The following is an 18,614-nucleotide window of genomic DNA, read 5'->3' on the forward strand; positions in this document are numbered from 1 at the left end:
TGTTGGAGAGTGGTCCCTCCGCAAAAATGGAATTGAAGAAGTCCGCCCAGCTATATCTGATGGGAGTCCCCGCTCCGATGGGGCCTACCGTTCCGAACGCCAAGGAGGCGAAGATCGACGCCAGCATTCCTCCGAACAGTATCACGATCCAGATGCGTCTTGAACGGGACTTCTCGACAGCGTCAACTGTGGATTCCCGAGCCACTGTCATGGGAAGAGTTCAGGATGTATCAGGTGCGCCAGTTCCTCCAGCCCGTCAACAATCCTCGGACCGGGGCGCGATATCAGGTCGCCGTCGACGGCGAAGACCTTGTCATTCTGGATCGCTGAGATGTCCGACCAGCCGGGTCTGGACTTGATCTCTTCCACGGGCGTGAAGACCGTGATTATGATATCTGGAGAGGAGGTCACGACGAACTCCTCGTCCAGCTGCACCCATGGAGATCCCATGCTTCCCGCTATGTTCTCCCCGCCGGCGAGATCGAGCAGGTCGTCGCCGAATGTCCCCGGACCGTATGTCCAGAGATTGTTGTCCAGCTCGATGTAGACACTCGGCGTCTCAACCCCCAGCATCAGGTCTGAAATCGTCTCGACCCTTGCGGTCAGGTTGCTGACGAGTCCTTCCGCTTCCGCGTCAGCGTCCGTGATCGACCCCACGAGTTCGATGTCGTGGAACACCCCGTCGATGTCAGATGCGTCCAGCACGACGACGGCGAAGCTCCTGTTCTCGAGGTCTGCTATGAGCTCGTCACTATTGATGGATGACGCCAATATCAATTGAGGATCGAGCACTGTGATGACTTCGAGATTGTACCCGCCGAAGTACCCGCCCACGATCGTCTTGTCCTGAGCCTCTGGCGGATAGTTGGATGCCTGGTCCACTCCGACGACCTTGTCATCGAGTCCCAGCGCGAACAGAATCTCCGTGTTGCTCGGAGCCAGTGAGATGATCCTCTCCACTGGTTGAGGCACGGTAACGTCCCGTCCATAGTCGTCAACGATCTTCATGCCCGATGGTTCCTCCGTTCCCTGGAGAGCAGGAACCACCAGGAGTCCAACAGATAGTCCGCCCACAAAGACAACGGCGGCTATCACCACGATCATCATCGTACTTATGCCCTGAGCCAAACCTCCGCCTCCTAAAGCATACTTTAGAAAAGTCAAATACGCTTTAGGTATAAAAGCCTGACGAAGACGCCTCGTCACAGTATCTTGGACAGCTTCTCCTTCATGTTCTCAAGGCGCCTTGACCTTACCTCGAGATCCATCTTGGCCTTCGAGAACTCCTCCTCGGCTTTGATGTTCTTCGCTTCGAGGACGGATATCTTCTTCTCCTTCTTCTCGAGCGTCTTCTCCCTGGCCTGGAGCTTCTTGGAGAGTTCCGACGTCTGAATCTTCTCCTTCTCCAGCTTCTTCGACTCGCTCTGAAGTCTCAGCTTCTCCTTGGCGATCGCCTTCCCGAGCTCCGAGTCGAGCTTCCCTTCACGGTCGGATAGCCGCTTGCTTTCCTTCTCCATCCTGGACAGCATCTCGTTGACGGACTTCCTCTCCTTGGTGATGGACTCCTTCTCGAGCTCCAGCTCCTTCCTGAGGGCGAGGACTTCCTCTTCCTTTCGCTCCAGTCGGGTCAAGGAACTCACGGCTTCGGCCTTGGTCGCCAGAGCCTCCTCGACCTCCTTGGTCTTCTCGTCGATGTCCCTCTGCTTCGCCTCCAGGTCCGCGAGGGCCCTCTCGATCTCCTCGTCCATCCTGGTCTTCTTGTCCTTCACCATGGACTCGGCGTACTCGAGCAGCGAGGCCGTGGTATCCTTCGTCTCCGCGATCTCCCTCTCCCTTTCCTTGAGCTCGTGCCACTCGTCCTCCAGCCTGCTCATCTCCTGGTCGATGAGCTTCGATGTCCTCTCCAGCTCCAGCGACTTCTCTGCGATCGCCCTCTCTTGCGTCTCAAGGGAGCTGAGCTTCGCCGGAAGCTCTGACTCGATGTTCTCGAGCTTCTTCCTCTCGCCCACGATCTTCACGCTGCGCTGGTCCAGGGTGCTCTGCTTCTCCTCGAGCTCCTTGCTCCACTTGGACAGCTTCTGCTCCCACTGCTGGACATCCTCGCCTCTGGACGCAAGTTCTCCCTGGTCCCTTCCCGTCTTCTCGATGGCTTCGCGCAGTTCCTCTTCCCTGCCCTCGAGCTCCTTCCTCATCAGGTTCAGGTCGGCCTCGGCCCTCAGCACGTCCCCGGACTTCTGGTCCAGCTTCCCGCGCTTCTCCTTGATCGTCTTCTCCTCGTCTAGGACCGTGCTCCTGAGACCTTCCAGGCGTTTGCCTTCCCGTCCGAGGTTCTTCCACAGCTCGTCGAGCTTCAGCTTCTCCTTGGATGACGTCTTCTCAGCGCTCGCGAGATCGTCCCCGAGCTCCTTCAGCACCGTCTTCTTCTTCTCCAGGTCCGACTCGCGGGAGTGCAGGTCATCCTCCCTCGCTATCAGATGGGCCTCGGTCTCGGAGGTCTCCGTCTCCCTCCTCTCGAGGTAGTCCATGCGCTTCTTCAGGTCCTCCTCTTCGGCCTTCAGCTTATCCAGCTTCTTCGCCATTACCTTCTCCAGCTCGTCGATCGCGAGCTTCTTGCCCTCGATCTCCCCTGCAAGCACGTTGAGACCCCTCGCCCTCTTCTCCGAGAGGTTCTTCTCGCTCTTGACGAGCCCGCGCTCCTTGTCGATACTCTCCTGCTGCTTCTCCAGGTCCCTCTCTATCCTTGACTTCTCCCGCTCGAAGACGTCAACGCCCTTCGAGAGGTCCCGCGTGCCCTTCTCGAGCTTGAGCCTCTTCTTCTCCAGCTCCTTCGTTTCCTTCCGGATCGCGGTCTCCCGCTTCTTGACCTCCGAAAGCCTGGAGCTGATCTCGTCCTCGTGCTTTACTGTGGCGGACTCCCGCTGGTTCAGCGATTCGATCTCCCCGCTCATCTCTTCTCGTTCGCTGGCAAGCTTGGCCTCGACGTCCTTCAGGTCCTTATCCTTGGCTCGGGCCTCTTCCTCCATCCAGCTCAGTCGGTCCCCGTAGGACACCAGGGACTCCTCCATCTCCGAGATCTCGTCGAACTTGAACGATAGCTCCTCTTCCTTGGCGAACAGGGCCTTCTCCCTCTTCACGATCCTTTCGTTCTTCCCGTCCAGACCCTTCGCCTTCTCCGACAGGGCCTTCTTCCGGTCCTTGAGGATCGACTGGAGGTCCTGGCTCTCGGACTCCGTCCTCCTGACCTTGTTCTCCCTCTCCAGCAGCGTCTCCCTCAGGTGATCGAGCCCCTCTTCCGTCTCCGCCAGCTGGGCGTACTTCGACTCGAGCGCTTTCTCCTTGGACGTCAGGAACTTCTCCTGCTTCTTCAGCTGGATCTCCCTCTCCTTCAGTACGATCTCCTTGTCGGAGAGTTTCTCCCTGGCCTTCTCGAACGCTTCCTTTCTCTTGAACAGGACCTTGTTCTCGGAGCCTAGCTCCTTTCTCGCCTTCTCATGCTCGCCGAGCGTTCCCTTGATCTCTTTCTCCTTCGCTGCGACGGACTCCTCTCGCTCCTCGAGCTCGGTTCCCTTCAGATCGAGGGTCCTCTTCTCTCTCTCGACCCTCTTCTTGAGCTTCCTTTCCTCCGCCTTGATGGCCTTCTTCTCTGCCTTCCAGGCCTTCGACATCTCCTCGAACTCGTCCATCTTCTTCTGGACGTTCTTCTCCTTGGTTGCGAGCGCCCGTCTCTTGCTGGTCCACTTCTTGGACTCCTCGGAGAAGGACTTCGTGGCCTCTCTCAGCATCGCCTCGCGGCGGTCTATCTCCTTGATCTTCTCCTCCCCTTCCTCCCATCTCTTGAGGAGCTGCCTTTCCCTCTCGCCGAGCTCTTCCTTGGTGAGGCTGACACCGCTCCGCATGCCCTCCAGGTCCTTCCGCTCCTCGGCCAGGACGGTCTCCCTGTCTGCCAGTCCCTTGTCCTTCCTCTCGAGCCCCTCCCTCGTCCTCTGCAGCTCTTCCTCGCTTTCCTTCCGCATTTCCTCGAGCTCTCTCTCCCTCTCCTCGAGCGTCTGCTTCAGTTCCGCGACTTCCCGTTCCCTGGACCGGAGCTCCTTCTCTGCCTGTGATGTCCTCTCTTCAGCCTCGGAGATGCCCTTTTCCCTGCTGTCGAGGGTCTTCTTCTTGCATGCGAGGGACTTGGATTTCTTCTCCAGGGTCCTGGATCTCTTCTCTGTACCCTCGGTCTCCCCTTCCAGCTCCGATATCCGCTTGTCCTTCTCCTCGATCTCGCTCCGCAGTTCGGATTCCCGCTGCTCGAAGTCCGATGTGGACTTCTCTTCCTTCTCTCGTTCCTCGCCCATCGTGCCGATCTGGCCCTTGAGCTTCTCAACATCCTTGGCGAGCTTGCCCGCTCTGCTTGCCTCCTTGACCTTGACCTTCAGCTCTTCCTGAGCCGTCTTGAGCTCTCCCTCCAGCTTGTTCAGGTCGGCCCTTGCCACCTCCAGCTCGGTGCTCAGTCTCCCGGATTCGGCCGCGGACTCCTTCTTTCCTTTGGTGGCGAGTTGCTTCGCCTCCTTGACCTTGATCTTCAGCTCTTCCTGAACGGACTTCAGTTCTTCATCCAGCTTGTTCGCGTCCGCCTTCGCCTTCTCCAGCTGCGCCTTGAGCTTCTCCGCTTCCCCCGCAGATTCCTTCTTCCCTTCACTGGCGAGCTGCTTCGCTTCCTTTTCGGCCTTCTTGAGGTCCTTCTTGCCCGCTGTGAGCTGCTTCTCCACGTCCCTGATCTGCTTCTTCTGCTCGGAGAGTGCCTTCTCCTTGCCCTTCACGTTCTCCTGCAGCGATCCGATCTCATCCTGCGCGGACTTCAGCTCGTCCTGCAGTTTCTCGATCTCCCCCCTCAGCTCGTCGGTCTCGTCGTAGACCTCGACCTCTTTGGCCTCGACATCCCCCGAAAGCATCTCCTTGGCTCTGTCTCTCAGTCCCATCTCATCTACCCCTCACAGCTTTCCAGCACCTTCTCGTACTTCTTGAAATCCTTTGACTTGGCGAATTCCTGAACGATGTTGTCAGGCAACTCCCCGAGGAGGGCGTCGAGCCTCTTCAGGACGTCCTTCATCTCGTGGTTCTGGTCCGAGAGCTGGCGGCTCTGGTCCTCGAGAACGTCCTTGGCCTTCACTATCCTGTCCATGTCGCCCTCGACCTCTCCTATCCGCCTCTCCAGGGACTCGATCTTCTCTTCGTTCTCCCGCTGAAGGTTCGGGTCAGGAACCTCTTCGAGCCTCGACAGCTGCGCCTCGGCAGTTGCTCCGGACTCCATCTCCGCGAGGCGCGTCTCGACCTCTTCCGCTATCCTCCTTTCAGCCTTCTCGACCTCTTGCTCCCGGTTCTCGAGCGAGCCGTCCTTCTTCGCCAGTTCCTCCTCCTTCTCCTTGAGCGAGCGCTCCCAGTCGACCAACCGCTTCTTGTCCTTGTCCCGCCTCACGATCTCCTTCTGGAAGACCTCCAGGCGGAGCTTCAGGTTGTCCTCCTTCCTCTTGAGCTCCGTCTCCTGCAGAGAGAGCAGATTCCTGTAGATCGTCTCCATCTCGATGATGCCCTTCTCGATCTCCATGACCTCGTTCCGTTCTTCTTCCAGCTGTGCGACCTGTCTCTCGAGCTCGGACTTCTCCATTATCTCCACTTCGTCCGTCGAGCTCTTGAGTTCTCTTATCCTCTTCTGGGCCGATTTGAGGAGGCCGTTCATCTGTTCCAGCTTCTTCCTCCTCAGCCTGATCACTCTCTGGAAGGGCTCGGCCAGCTCCCATATCCGGTGCGTGGAGTCCATGAGAGAGGTGCTCTCGACGAGCTCTCTCAGGAAGTCCTCTTCCAGCTTGTCGTCCTCGGTGGGGCTCTCGATGTCCAGGGGCTTGATGGGAGCGCCGCAGTTGGGACACTCGTTCGTGCCCGTCCGCACGATCGAAAGACAGGATTGGCAACGATAGGCCTCGAACTCGTCATGGAAGTCGGACCCGCAGCTGCTGCAGCTTATCTCTTCCTCTCTGACTTCCGCTCCGCACAAGGAGCAGTACAGCTTCTGGTCTCCCATTCTGGCCTTGGGTATCATTTCATTCTCTCTGAGGGTTATTCCGCTTTGTTGTAGCACACGATCTCGTTCACGTGCTTCCTCCCGGACGATTCCGGGTCTCCATTGGGCACTCCAAGGGGCGTTAGAGCGATCACCTTGACGTCCTCGGACGCCTGGACGGCTGACCTGACCTTCTCCTCGTTGAAGGTGTTGATCCAGCATGTGCCCAGGCCCTCGTTCTCGGCCGCTAAGGTTAGATAGGCCATGGCCAGTGCCACGTCCACCGGATAGCTGCTCATGTATCCCCCGATCATGCCCTGTGCCTCATCCAACAACCCACAGGCCACCACTACCAAAGGTGCTTCGGCAATCCATTTCTGGCTGCCTGATGCTGCAGCCAGCTGTCTCTTCACGTCCTCATCGGTGACGATCACGAACCTCCATGGCTGCAGATTATCGACGGAAGGAGCCATTCTGACGCTGTTGAAAACCTTCTGTATCTGCTCCGCAGAGAGAGGGGTAGGCTGGTAGCTCCTAACGCTCTTTCTTTGCTTCATCGCCTCTAGAACGTCCATTCCATCACTGCCAACCAATCTGGCGGGGCTAATAAAAGCCTTTCTGTCTGGTTATTATCAATGATTATTATCATTATCAATTGCATAACTTTTAAATCGGCTCGCAGGTATCGTACTGGCGCGGGCCCATAGCTTAGTTTGGCTGGAGCACCCGGCTGATATGGTTCCCCTGGGAACCCTCGGAAACCGGGAGGTCGAGAGTTCAAATCTCTCTGGGCCCATTCGTTGCACCCCCGCTGCATCTCGCCCGTGAGGACGAGGTCCCACGTCACCTGAACAAGAACCTCAAGAGACCCACCATAACTTTTTTATCGAATGAAGATGCTCTGCCCCCCTCAGTAAGGAGGATAACTTATTATGGAACAAACGCAGAGTACTGGAAGTGAGCCGTATGGTGAATCCGCACCGCCTCCGATGGCGGCTGCACCGCCTCCTGTCCGAAAGACCGATGTTGCCAAGCCTGCACTAGTTGTGGCAGTGATTGCCGTGGCATTGGCCTTGGTCGGGATGGTGGCCTTCCCGGGACCCGAGGGCGCAGAGGGTGCACTGGGACCTGAGGGGCCAGAGGGGGAGACTGGAGATGACGGAGACGATGGAAGCGATGGTGCACAGGGACCCAGTGGAGCTGATGGTATCGCCTGCTGGGACCTCAACGGAAACGGAACGGGAGATCTCCTAACCGAAGACATAAACGGGGACCTCGTCGTGGATGTGCTGGATTGCACTGGACCTCAAGGGGTACAGGGAGACCCTGGACCGCAGGGAATACAGGGAACAACGGGACCGGACGGGCCGCAGGGACCACAGGGAGTTCCCGGGCCAATTGGACCGCAGGGGATACAGGGACCGCAGGGGATACAAGGACCGCCCGGACCAGGCACAATCATGAGCACTGCGATGTCGTTCGCGCTTGTGACCATGTCTGGGTGCACGAACTATTATTCAATTGACATCACTGTATCTGGCGCCGGAACAGTCGTTCTCACCACATCCATGCACTTCTGGATTGACCACACGGCCGGCGTCCAGGATGGATATGCCTTCGGTCACCGCACTGACCCGACGGACTGCAATGCGGCCCTTGGATCCCCACCCATGTACGCCGACGAGGTCGTTACCACTGCACCCACGGACAATCTGATGAACCGAGCCGGAACTCAACTGAATGTCTACAGCGTGGCAGGTGCCGGAACATACACGTACTACGTCAACGCGTACATGTGGAACGGCGAGTCGGCTAGTGACAGCATAAGAATCGCAGAGACAGTGGCAGTCTTCTACCCATCCTGATTGGCAGAGAGTCACCGTCCACAAAGTACGGAGCCGCGTCCCGGAGCTCAGTCCGATCGCAGAGCCGTTTCAATCGGCAGAGTGGTAACGCCAATCAGAGCGTAAGGAGGCCTCAGAGGTAGTCGTAGTCTCGAAGGTGAGTTGACCATGACGGAAGAGAAGTCTAAGAGGGAATCCCTCCAGAAGAGGAACACCGCATCCAGCCGAAGCGATAGGGCTGATTTCATGGAGCTTAGCCCTCAAAGAGTGGCTACCTTGCTGGTCATCGCGATCGTTCTCTTGGCCATCAACTCCATTCTGCTGGCCGCGGTATGGCTGGAGAGTGCTGCAGAGCCTGCCTTCCTCACCATCGACTCAGAGGAGCAGATAGTCTTGGACATTGAGGATGTGGTCAACAATAGTGTCACATATGGAGTATGGGTCAGCCTGAAGAACACAGGAGGAAAGGTCGCTTACGCGAGCGCCTCAGGCGAAGTCCTGGTCTCTCTCTACGGATCGGCATACGGCGAGGAGGTGCAGGAAGTGCTGGACTATGTTTCCTTGTCCATAGCTCCGGGGGAGAGCAGTTGGCTGTCCTTTGGCAGCTTCACGACTAGCCCTGGCTGGCACTATGTCGTTCGCGTTCACATATCCTGGAACGGAGGGTCACTGCAGCTTTCGAGAGTGGTGTCCTAGGAGAGGCGTACCCGACCACGACCGGTTTGAGCAGCTGACATTCCTTCTTGCAGCGAGAGCCTTAAATAGTCACCAATTCATTTGAATAATTGTTCAACTGTTCACATGAGTTGATACCATGGTACACCAAGAAGCCTGCAAGAGCGTGTCCGTTGATGAGGCCAAGGTGGCGAAAGTCGCTGACAAGATGCTCGACCGGGATGCCTTCTACAGGCTGTCCGAGATGTTCAAGGCCCTCGGGGACGGGACGCGCATCAGGATCCTGTACGCGCTCTCGGCAGAGGAGCTGTGTCCCTGCGAGCTCGCTTTCCTGCTCAACACGTCGATGTCCGCCATTTCGCATCAGCTCAGGACGCTCAGGTCCCTCGGGTTCGTGAGGGACCGAAGGGAGGGGAAGAACGTCTATTACACCCTCTACGACGAGCACGTGAGGGAGCTGCTGGATACCACCATCGAACACATGAAGGAGTGAACCGGGGTAAGATGAATGGCGCTTGACAGGCAGAAGGTGAGGGTCGAGGGCCTTCACTGCATCGACTGCGTCAAGAGCGTTGAGAAGACAATCTCCAAGTTCGCAGGCGTGAGAAGTGTATCCATCAGCTTCGCGACGGGGAGCATGGAGATCGAGTATGACACGGACGAGGTCTCGCTGGAGGAGATCCAGCGGGCGGTCCGAAGACTCGGCTACGGGTTCCTCCGGGAAGAGGTGGAGGGCGAGAGGGTCTTCTCCCTGTCCAACAGGGAGTTCGTCCTCGCCCTGCTCTCCGGGTCGTTCCTGGCGGTCGGGCTGCTCCTTGCCCTTGGCGGTCAGGATCCCGGGGTTTTGGATCTCGGCGGGTGGCGAATCACGCTCTCGGAGTCCCTGTTCGTCGCTGCGATGATCCTCGGCGGGTACTTCCCGGCAAGACGCACGATGACGGCGATCGCGAACAAGAGCTTCGTCATGGACGGCCTCATGGTCGTTGGAGCTCTGGGCGCCGTGCTGATAGATGCCTTCGCCGAGGGAGCCGCGATCCTCTTCCTCTTCTCTCTCGCCGAGCTTCTCGAGGACTACTCGGTGGAAAGGACCAGGGACTCGCTCAGATCGCTCGTGGACCTGAAGCCCAGGATGGCGAGCGTTAAGCGGGGCGATGCCTTCGTTCGCGCAAGGGTCGACAATATCACGGTCGGAGATATCGTCCTCGTCAAGCCGGGTGAACAGGTCAGTGTCGATGGTATCGTACACGCGGGGGAATCCACCGTTGACCAGTCACCAATAACCGGGGAGTCGGTCCCGGTGCAGAAGGGAGTCGGCGATGAGGTCTTCGCGGGAACCGTGAACCGGGAAGGAAGGATCGAGATCAGCGTCACGAAGGAGTCCTCCGACACGGCGTTGTCGAGGATAATCCAGCTCGTGGAATCGGCAGCGGACAGGAAATCAGAGACCGCCCGGTTCATCGACAGGTTCGCGAAGTACTACACGCCCGCCGTCCTCCTCATGGCCGTGGCGGTAGCCGCGATACCGACCCTCCTGGGCCAACCGTTCGACGTGTGGTTCTACAAGGCCCTGCTCCTGCTGCTGATCTCGTGCCCATGCGCGCTGGCGATATCCACTCCCGTATCAATGGCATCAAGCATCACGAGCGCTGCGAGGAACGGCGTGCTCATCAAGGGAGGGGCATACGTGGAGAGGCTCGAGGAGATCGACACGATAGCGTTCGACAAGACGGGAACGCTGACCGAGGGCGAAATGGAGGTCACCGACGTGATCCCGCTCGCCGGTCACTCGCGCGCTGACGTCCTCCGCGTGGCTGCCTCGCTGGAGTGCCTATCCGAACATCCGCTCGGGCTGGCGATTGCGGAGTTGGCGGGGAAGGAGGGTGTTCCCTTGGAGTGCGTCGAAAGCTTCCAGTCACTTCCAGGAAAAGGCCTCAAGGGAGAGATCGGCGGGGAACCGTACCTGATCGGATCGGACAGGTTGTTCGAGACCGCTTCGAGCCCGCTCAGGGAGGAGAAGCGCTCCCTGGAGAGGCAGGGAAAGACGACGGTGTTCGTGGGCAAGGAGGGCGAACCGCTCGGCGTGATCGCGCTGGCTGACCGCGTCAGGTCTTCGGCGAAGGACGCGATGCTCAGGCTCCGATCAGGCGGGAAATATGACCTAGTGATGCTAACGGGGGACAACGAGGCCGTGGCCAGGAGGATCGCTGGGCAGTTGGGAATCGATGACTTCCGTGCGAACCTTATGCCCGAGGAGAAGGTCAGCGCCATCGAGGCCATGTCGAGAGGCGGAAGGAAGGTCGCCATGGTGGGCGATGGTGTCAACGACGCGCCCGCGTTGGCGGCAGCGGACCTCGGGATAGCCATGGGTGCGGCGGGCTCCGATTCGGCACTGGAGGTCGCGGACGCCGCTCTGCTGGGAGATGACCTCTCCAAAGTGCCCTACATGCTGGACCTGGGAAGGAGGACCATGCGGGTCGTCAGGAGCAACATCGTTGCGGCCATTGCCGTCAAGCTGACGTTCGCGGTGCTCGTCTTCCCGGGCCTCGTGACCCTCTGGATGGCGGTCGCGATAGGAGACATGGGCGTGTCCCTCGGCGTCATTCTCAACGCGCTGAGATTGACGAGGGTGAAGTAGCCGCTGTTCTCTTTGTTGATAACCGCGAACCAACGACTAAATAGTTTCGCGGGGCTGTTTGCTAACAATGTCATCCAGCGGGAAGAAGAGATGGCCCACGGTGCTTCTCCTCATTCTCTTTGTCGTCATTCTCATCATACTCCTCGGGAGCTACTCGGTCATACCGAACATCCTTCCATTTGACATCACCCTGAGCGAATACGCGCCGTTCATAATCTCCGGGCTGATCATCATCGCCACGAAGATCTGGCTTGACCTCATGGGGCCCCTCTTCATACATGCATTCTCTACGAGAACGAAATCGGAGGCGGACGCGGCGGCCATATACCAGATTCTCAGCTACGTCGCGTGGTTCGTCGCCCTCGGATCGGTGCTTTGGATTGCGGCTGGCGGTCCAGAGGGAGGCATGAGCCTGCTGAGCCTCGGCTTGGTCAGCGCGGCGGCGATCTACGTCCTGCAAGGACCGCTGCTCAACATCGTCGGCTGGGCTGTTCTTGTCTACAGGGGGATCTACACGCTCGGGGACAGGATCAAGATCAAGGACGTCAGTGGATACGTCACGAACATATCCATAATGAACACGACCGTCCGCGAGTTCGGCGGGTGGATGAGCGGGGACACATTCACAGGACGAGTTGCGTCCATCCCGAACAGCTTCGTACTGGAGGCGAACGTCTACAACTACACGAAGGACACCAACATCATCTGGGACGAGCTGGAGGTCAACGTGACGTACGAGAGTGATGTCGCCAAGGCCCAGAGGCATGTGCTCGATGCGACGGAGGAGGTCGCCGGAAGGTTCATGCAGAAGTACTCCAGCTTCGTCAAGGAGAAGATCGAGTTCAGTGACATCAAGGACATCACGATTGTAAAGCCCAGGGTGCTCCTCAGGCTGGGCGACTACTCCGTTCGTCTGTTCGCAGTGTACTTCTGCCAGGCCCAGAGGAGGCGAGAGGCCAGATCGCGGATAATCACTGCCGTCTTGCGGAGGTTCAGCGAGGACGATGATGTCCAGATCGCGTATCCTCACGTCGAGGTCGTGCCCTACAAGCACAGACCATTCGAGAGCCGCGCGGCCGACGTCCCTGTTGAGAGTTTCTCGGTCATGCCATCGAAGAGCAAGGGGAAGGCGAAGGGGAAGGGCTAGGCCGAAAGCGGAACCTTTATGGTGGATTCCGCGATGACGCCCTCGATGAATGACGGTACCTTTTCGTTGGAAGACGATATTCGACTTGACGCTTCGAAAGTGACGCACAACCCGGACGATGACTTCTACAAGGAGTTCCTGAAGCCGTACTACGTGCTCACGAAGGACGGGCAGTTCCTCTTCGCCTCCACGCAGGCGGGGCGGAGACCGGACAGGGCGTTCTACATGGTGCCGGAGGACTACCCGCTCGGAACCCGCCAGAGGCCTTTTGACATCGAGATAGGCAAGGGGCTCTACGATGTCGCCCTCCGATATCTGAGGACGGCAAGAGTGATCGTCCAGGAAGGGATACAGGGGGAGTCCGGATACGAGGTCGGACTGAGGGTAACGACGACCGTGGAGAACCCGCACAGCGCGTACATCGCCTGGATGGGGAAGATGATGATCTTCCCGCCAAAGGAGAACATGCACGTCCACTGCTTCAACTACATCATCCCGGAGCCCCTTCCCGCCGAGTACGTGAGGGAGATCCAGGAGTTCTGGCCCGAGTACGATCCGAAGGAGCCGATCACGCTGTACGACTTCACGGAGATGAAGAACGACGTCAGGCGGGTCCTCAGCCTCGGGATCGACTATTTCGGCGGGGCATACAAGAAGCCCAACCTCACGATGGTGTGGAACAAGGGAGAGCTGGACGGCCTGATATCGTACCATGCTGGGTGCACGACGGACAGGGTCCTCAAGGGCCTGAGCGGGACGGGGAAGACCACGCTCACGGTCGGGCCCGAGCTGGAGCAGGACGACGCGTGCTTCGGACGCCCCGTTCTGGATTCAGGCGGGAAGACGGACTCCGTCGAGCTCGTCGGACTGGAGGCCGCGAGCTTCGCCAAATCGGAGGGTCTCGTTCCCGGCAGCCCCGAATGGCCCGGCCTGATGAGGTCCGCTGAAATCGACGAGGGCGGGAAGAGGCCGATAGTCCTGGCCATGAACATCGATTGCGAGAGTGTGGACTTCGTCCGCAAGACGATCGCTGGCTACGAGGTGCCGGTCCCCGAGGTCGAGGAGGGGAAGCAGGCGGGACCGCTGCAGTGCACGAGGTACGAGAAGAGCGGGACCACGAACGGGAGGTTCATATTCCTCTTCAGCGAGCTGAACCCGGGCTGGGGTTCAGGCGGGAAGAAGTGGCTGCGGTCCGAGTCGCTCAGCTACAAGAGGTTCGATGTCCTGGAACCGATGCTCCGGGTGACGGACCCCGCGATGGCGACCGCGATGGACAGCGGGTGCGAGAGCATAATCACCTCGGCGATAGCCGCCCAGAAGGTCGGGACAAGGGTCAGATCCTACGCCGCCACCGACTTCATGGTCGGGGAGCAGTCCAGGCAGGCGCTGGTCAAGGTGAAGATGTACCGGGACCTCGGTCTGGGTCCGGACGGCAAGCTCGTCTTCTTCATCAACAACGCCGGCTTCGTGGGCGAGTACGACCTGCACGGCGACCAGATCCGCAAGCTGGACGAGAACGGCGAGCCCGTGCCCATGAGGAACGACAGGGGCGAGGTCGAGAGGGACATGGCCGGAGAGGTGAAGTACGTCGGTCAGGGGGAGAAGGTAACGGTGCAGGACTCGAAGACGCTCGTGGGCCTCGCTGAGCACAGGAAGATCGAGAGCTGGATAGAGAACCCGATATACGGGTACCTCCTGCCGGACCCGCGAGAGCTGGAGGAGAGGCACGGGATGAAGGACTTCGGGATGCGCTTCAACCCGCTCAGGTTCTACTCCCCGGCGGACATCGTGCGGTTCGCGGAGAGGGACATCAGAGAGAGGACCGAATTCCTCGGGAACCTCTTCAAGGGGCAGAACGGGGAGGACGAGCTCCGCGATGTCATGCGGGTCTGGGAGAAGGTCGAAATCCCCTCGGAGGACGAGTTGAGGGAGTTCTACGAGAAGTACTATGGAGTGGCCTAGTCGCCCTTGCGAGTCTTCTTCGCCAACAAGTACAAGTGCTCCTCGTGCACCCCGTGAAATTCCTCGCCCTCAATCGAGGACTGGATGATGGAAAATCCGGCTTTCTCCACCATCTTCTTGGATGTCTCTGAGCCATAGTGAGACCAATACATCTTCACTCCAAAGAAGCGGTCATCGGGAGAGCTGACCCAGTCTGTCGGTCCCAAGGTCAGGAGTATCAGGCCACCCTCCTTCAGCATATTGTGCATTCGCCTGAACAAGTCCGCGTGCTCTTCTCGAGGAACATGGATGATGGCCAAGAGCGAGATGATCGCGTCGAATGCTCCATCCGGGAAGGAGATCTCGGTCATATCACCTATGAAGAAGTTGCCTTCTGGCACTTGTTCTCTCGCGAGTTGGATCTGCCTCCTTGAGATATCGACTCCCGTCACATCATAATGCTCGACCAGAAGCTCTGTGATCGGCACGCCTGAACCGCAGCCCAGATCCAGAACCCTGGACCCGTCTGGAAGGCGCTCAAGGAGAAGATCGAGGTACTTCTTGTCCCTGCGACCCATCCTCTTTCTTGCTCTGGTGTACTCCTCAGCTATCCTGTCGTAGCCCCCCTCGACGATTCGCTTCTCACGACTCATGTTCGCCTTGCCTCCACAATGTGGTAGTGCCATGTGATCGGGATGCCTGCCTTTGTGTGTCACCTTTCGTGCTCATGAATCCACTCCGTGTCTTGGATCAACGAGAATATGTCCACATTGGTCCAAAACTGCCAGACGCTACATAAAGGAATCGTCAGGAACTGCGGTTGCTCATGAGGAAGCACGACATTCCGCAGAGTGATGAGCGGTCTCGACCAGAAGGCTTTTAAATGGGTATTCGGATGATTCACTCCTGGTGGAGGAGATGAAGTTCAGAGCCTCGCTGGCGTGTTTTGTGTGCTTTGCCTTGGTGCTGGGCTGCATCGGTCCCCAGTATGGGGTGCAAGCTCAAACGAACTGGACGAAATACCCCGGCAATCCCGTGGTTACACACGGCCCCGACTTCGCCTGGGACTGGTTCGTTATGCATCCCAATGTTTTGGAGGAGCCCACGGGCTACAAGATGTGGTTCACCGCCATGACATTGACGATGGGGATGGAGCAGAGGATGAGGATAGGACTTGCCACCGCCCCGGACAAGGTGATGTGGACCAAGCATCCATCAAACCCCATCATGGACGTTGGCCCCCCAGGAAGCTGGGAAGAGGTTGGTGCTCTGGCACCCTGGGTCCTGCCAGACATCACCGGCTACAAGATGTGGTACACGGGAATGGACATCGCCATGTATCCCCAGATAGGCTATGCCATATCCACAGACGGGGTGACCTGGACGAGACATCCTGGGAACCCCGTTCTCACTCCTGGTGCCCCAGGTGAGTGGGATGGAAATGCGACAACGTACGCGTCCGTTCGCTATCTTGGCGGCGTCTATCACGCATGGTATACCGGTCAGGGTGCGGACGGACTCCTCCGGATTGGGTATGCCACGTCGACCGACGGAATCGCTTGGGCGAAATACGGCGGCAATCCAGTACTTGATGTCGGTGCTCCAGGCGAATGGGACTCCGATGGTGTTGCAGCGCCATGTGTGTTGGTCAACGGTTCGAACTACGAGATATGGTACTCGGGCGTCGATGGATCCAATTACGTGCGTATCGGCTACGCCACCTCTCCCGACGGAATCAATTGGACTAGACACGTAGACAATCCCATTCTTACCGAGGGTTCTCCGGGAGACTGGGATGATCAGGGTCCAATGGGATCTAGTGTTCTGGCAACTCCGACGGGATACGACATGTGGTATGGAGGGTTGGGCTTCAGTGGGACCACTGGGATCGGATACGCGAACAGCACTTTTCCGGTCCCGCAGCCGCCCATGTTGGCGGGAGGGGAGGTGACGCCCTCTGCGGGCCCGAAGGATAGCAGGTTCACGTACAATGTGACCTACAGCGACGAGGACAACGACCCCGCCGCGCATGTGCGTGTGTGGATCAACAGGAGCGGCATTCCCTTTGACAGCAGCCCCTATGACCTGAAATTCGAGAGCTGGAAGGGCACTCCTGGAGACTGGATAGCGGGGGCCAACTACTCTCTCTCGGTCAATCTCTACTCGGAGGGGAGCGACTACACCTTCGCGTTCAGCGCCTCGGACGGCAAGGATACCGTCTTCCTTCCTGAGCGAGCGGGTCCCGAAGTGACCGGGCTGTTCGGAGTCGAGAAGATCGTGTTTCATTCCATGCGCACCGGGAACTGGGACATCTGGAAGATAGACGCCGATGGAAGCGATCTGGTCCAACTGACGACCGTCTCGTTTGAAGACAGGTTCCCCGGCTGGTCGCCCGGCGCAGAGGGGATCACGTATGCAAACTGGAATGGGACGGACTATGACGTCTGGGTGATGGACGCTAACGGCAGCAACAAGACTCAGCTGACCACGCACCCGAGCGATGACACCGATCCCGCGTGGTCACCGGACGGCACCAGGATAGCGTTCACATCGAGCCGGGACGGCGATTTCGACATCTGGGTCATGGACTCGGACGGGGCCGACAAGGTCCAGCTCACGACGAACGTCAGCGAGGACACACAGCCCACCTGGTCCCCCGACGGTTCGAGGATAGCCTTCGCGAGCGACAGGTTGGGCCGGAACATCTGGGTGATGGACGCGGACGGGAGCAACCAGACGGAAATCCAATCAGACTCCGGCTGGGACATCTGGCCTGCCTGGTCTCCGGACGGGACGAGAATCGCCTTAACTGGGGACAGAATCGATGAAGGCTATGACATCTGGACGATGGGCCCGGACGGCGGAAACCAGACGCAGCTTACATTCAATCTCGGTGAGGACTCATGTCCTTGTTGGTCTCCCGACAGCAGCAGAATCGCCTACAACTCTTTCCTGTCGGGATATGGGGAGATCTGGATCATGGATCGTGATGGCGGCAATCAGACGCAGATCACCTCGAATACTGCTCTCGATATCTGTCCGGACATGACCATCATACCCGATGACACACCCCCACTGCCGCCGGTTCTGCAGAGTGCGATCCTGGTTGGGGGAAGTCACGAGGATATTTCCATCACGTGGAATGCCGCGGCGGACGATAGCCAGCCCGGCGGGACGGTGATGTACGAGGTCTGGCGGGCGACGGGCTATGCCGGCCCGTACTCGTATCTTGATGAGGTCGTCGCTGACGGCTCTCCGAGCTACACCTACGTCGATTCAGGAGCCGGGCATGGTGACCCGAGCAGCTACTTCTACAGAGTCCATTCCGTGGATGAAATGGCGAGGTCGAACGTGACAGATGAGACTGCCGGCAAGTTCGTGAGACAGCTGTCCGCGGGAATCAATTTCATATCGGTCCCGTTGATGCAGGTCGACGAGAGCCTGGAGGCGGTCCTTCAGACGTTGACGTTTGACAGGGCGTGGTTCTACGACCCTGCCGGAGAGGAGTGGAGATACTATGCGAGGCAGCGGCCGTACAAGACAGACCTTGACACTATGAACCGCGCAATGGGATTGTGGGTGAACGTGACGGTGGGCTCCGACCTCACCGTGGCGGGCATGGTCCCTGCCAACACGACCATTCAGCTACGCAGCGGATGGAATCTCGTCGGATTCCCGTCCTTCAATCTCACATACACGGTCGCGGACCTGAGGGCTGCGACTGGCGCGACAAGGGTGGAGGGGTACTACGCTCCCGGACTTCCGTACTGCCTGAGAGTCTTCGAGGGCTTCGATGTGCTTCAGGCAGGATATGCGTACTGGGTGAAGGTGGAAGCGGACGTGGACTGGACAGTCCATTCGTAACGCTACTTCCTCTGGCGCTCGATCATACCCATGAGGAGCATGCTACCAAGGAGCACCCGGCGGTCGAAGTCCGGCGGCAGATTCAGGCCCTGGAGGTCCCAGATGTCCCCGATGATCTTGAACTGCTGGTTGACCGTCGCAACCGGCAAGCCGTTCAGCACGAAGGCCATCTTCTCGGGGATCAGCGACCCTCCGGGAATGTACTTCCTGGCCAGACCGCGTCCCTTCTCCTCATACAACCCGCCGACGAGTTGCCTGTGGGCGTTGAGGACCTCCCACTCGTCTCTCACGAACGTCGAGGACAGGGCCTTCCTCCTGATATAGCCCAGCGCCGCGTTCGTCTGAGAGTCGATGACCGCGAAGGTGGCCCATAGATCGAGTATCTGCTGCTGTTTGATCCTGAAGAGCTCCTTCTTCATCTTCTCGTCGGTGAAGACCCTGATGTCCTCCTTCAGCCTGAACATCTTC

The 18,614-nt window shown here is 58.6% G+C and carries 14 protein-coding genes and 1 tRNA gene; 8 read left to right on the forward strand and 7 right to left on the reverse strand.

Going from position 1 to position 18,614, the window contains the following annotated elements; all coding sequences use genetic code 11:
* From LN415_07745 to LN415_07765, 5 genes are all read right to left on the reverse strand, one after another.
* Positions 1-211, reverse strand: a 211-nt coding sequence (locus LN415_07745; protein ID MCJ2556979.1) for a hypothetical protein, incomplete at its 3' end; no start/stop codon positions are given.
* Positions 208-1,128 carry an ABC transporter substrate-binding protein gene (locus LN415_07750; GenBank protein MCJ2556980.1) on the reverse strand — a complete coding sequence of 307 codons (921 nt, stop codon included), beginning with the start codon at positions 1,126-1,128 and terminating at the stop codon, positions 208-210. The genes LN415_07750 and LN415_07745, both read right to left, overlap by 4 nt.
* A 74-nt stretch (positions 1,129-1,202) precedes the next feature.
* On the reverse strand, positions 1,203-4,961 hold the full coding sequence (locus LN415_07755) for a hypothetical protein (GenBank protein MCJ2556981.1): 3,759 nt from the start codon (positions 4,959-4,961) through the stop codon (positions 1,203-1,205).
* A gap of 5 nt (positions 4,962-4,966) precedes the next feature.
* Complete coding sequence (locus LN415_07760; protein ID MCJ2556982.1) at positions 4,967-6,079, reverse strand: hypothetical protein; 1,113 nt, start codon at positions 6,077-6,079, stop codon at positions 4,967-4,969.
* 17 nt (positions 6,080-6,096) lie between these two features.
* A complete protein-coding gene (locus LN415_07765; protein MCJ2556983.1) occupies positions 6,097-6,615 on the reverse strand; it encodes a nitroreductase family protein in 519 nt (172 codons plus the stop codon).
* 122 nt (positions 6,616-6,737) lie between these two features.
* Between LN415_07765 and LN415_07770 the strand changes: the two genes are divergently transcribed.
* The 7 genes from LN415_07770 to LN415_07800 all read left to right on the forward strand — a co-directional run bounded on the left by LN415_07770 (position 6,738) and on the right by LN415_07800 (position 14,303).
* A tRNA-Ile gene (locus LN415_07770) sits at positions 6,738-6,836 on the forward strand.
* A 136-nt stretch (positions 6,837-6,972) separates the two neighbouring features.
* Positions 6,973-7,905 (forward strand): collagen-like protein, encoded by a 933-nt coding sequence (locus LN415_07775; protein ID MCJ2556984.1) that lies wholly within the window; start codon positions 6,973-6,975, stop codon positions 7,903-7,905.
* Between the two features lie 147 nt (positions 7,906-8,052).
* Entirely contained in the window at positions 8,053-8,580 is a 528-nt protein-coding gene (locus LN415_07780; protein ID MCJ2556985.1) for a hypothetical protein, read from the forward strand.
* 118 nt (positions 8,581-8,698) lie between these two features.
* Positions 8,699-9,052 (forward strand): metalloregulator ArsR/SmtB family transcription factor, encoded by a 354-nt coding sequence (locus LN415_07785; GenBank protein MCJ2556986.1) that lies wholly within the window; start codon positions 8,699-8,701, stop codon positions 9,050-9,052.
* A gap of 15 nt (positions 9,053-9,067) precedes the next feature.
* A complete protein-coding gene (cadA, locus tag LN415_07790) occupies positions 9,068-11,194 on the forward strand; it encodes a cadmium-translocating P-type ATPase (protein MCJ2556987.1) in 2,127 nt (708 codons plus the stop codon).
* Positions 11,195-11,294: 100 nt separating this feature from the next.
* Positions 11,295-12,341 carry a mechanosensitive ion channel family protein gene (locus LN415_07795; GenBank protein ID MCJ2556988.1) on the forward strand — a complete coding sequence of 349 codons (1,047 nt, stop codon included), beginning with the start codon at positions 11,295-11,297 and terminating at the stop codon, positions 12,339-12,341.
* Positions 12,342-12,374: 33 nt separating this feature from the next.
* Complete coding sequence (locus LN415_07800; protein ID MCJ2556989.1) at positions 12,375-14,303, forward strand: phosphoenolpyruvate carboxykinase (ATP); 1,929 nt, start codon at positions 12,375-12,377, stop codon at positions 14,301-14,303.
* Here the strand turns inward: LN415_07800 and LN415_07805 are convergent.
* On the reverse strand, positions 14,300-14,935 hold the full coding sequence (locus LN415_07805) for a methyltransferase domain-containing protein (GenBank protein ID MCJ2556990.1): 636 nt from the start codon (positions 14,933-14,935) through the stop codon (positions 14,300-14,302). The genes LN415_07800 and LN415_07805 overlap by 4 nt on opposite strands.
* 265 nt (positions 14,936-15,200) lie before the next feature.
* Here LN415_07805 and LN415_07810 point away from each other — a divergent pair, with 265 nt between their 5' ends.
* Positions 15,201-18,146, forward strand: a complete 2,946-nt coding sequence (locus tag LN415_07810) for a hypothetical protein (protein MCJ2556991.1) — start codon at positions 15,201-15,203, stop codon at positions 18,144-18,146.
* 2 nt (positions 18,147-18,148) lie between these two features.
* On the opposite strand, the gene LN415_07815 is transcribed toward LN415_07810, so the two are convergent.
* Positions 18,149-18,614 (reverse strand): hypothetical protein (locus LN415_07815; protein MCJ2556992.1); only part of this gene is annotated, 466 nt, incomplete at its 5' end.

Source organism: Candidatus Thermoplasmatota archaeon (assembly GCA_022848865.1).
Classification (GTDB): Archaea; Thermoplasmatota; Thermoplasmata; order RBG-16-68-12; family JAGMCJ01; genus JAGMCJ01.

What these genes read in the sequence shown, in the direction of transcription:
- LN415_07810 (MCJ2556991.1), top strand. Translation starts at nt 15,201, where the DNA reads ATGAAGTTCAGAGCCTCGCTGGCGTGTTTTGTGTGCTTTGCCTTGGTG.
- LN415_07800 (MCJ2556989.1), top strand. Translation starts at nt 12,375, where the DNA reads ATGACGCCCTCGATGAATGACGGTACCTTTTCGTTGGAAGACGATATT.
- LN415_07775 (MCJ2556984.1), top strand. Translation starts at nt 6,973, where the DNA reads ATGGAACAAACGCAGAGTACTGGAAGTGAGCCGTATGGTGAATCCGCA.
- LN415_07760 (MCJ2556982.1), bottom strand. Translation starts at nt 6,079, where the DNA reads ATGATACCCAAGGCCAGAATGGGAGACCAGAAGCTGTACTGCTCCTTG.
- cadA (MCJ2556987.1), top strand. Translation starts at nt 9,068, where the DNA reads ATGGCGCTTGACAGGCAGAAGGTGAGGGTCGAGGGCCTTCACTGCATC.
- LN415_07755 (MCJ2556981.1), bottom strand. Translation starts at nt 4,961, where the DNA reads ATGGGACTGAGAGACAGAGCCAAGGAGATGCTTTCGGGGGATGTCGAG.
- LN415_07785 (MCJ2556986.1), top strand. Translation starts at nt 8,699, where the DNA reads ATGGTACACCAAGAAGCCTGCAAGAGCGTGTCCGTTGATGAGGCCAAG.
- LN415_07805 (MCJ2556990.1), bottom strand. Translation starts at nt 14,935, where the DNA reads ATGAGTCGTGAGAAGCGAATCGTCGAGGGGGGCTACGACAGGATAGCT.
- LN415_07765 (MCJ2556983.1), bottom strand. Translation starts at nt 6,615, where the DNA reads ATGGACGTTCTAGAGGCGATGAAGCAAAGAAAGAGCGTTAGGAGCTAC.
- LN415_07780 (MCJ2556985.1), top strand. Translation starts at nt 8,053, where the DNA reads ATGACGGAAGAGAAGTCTAAGAGGGAATCCCTCCAGAAGAGGAACACC.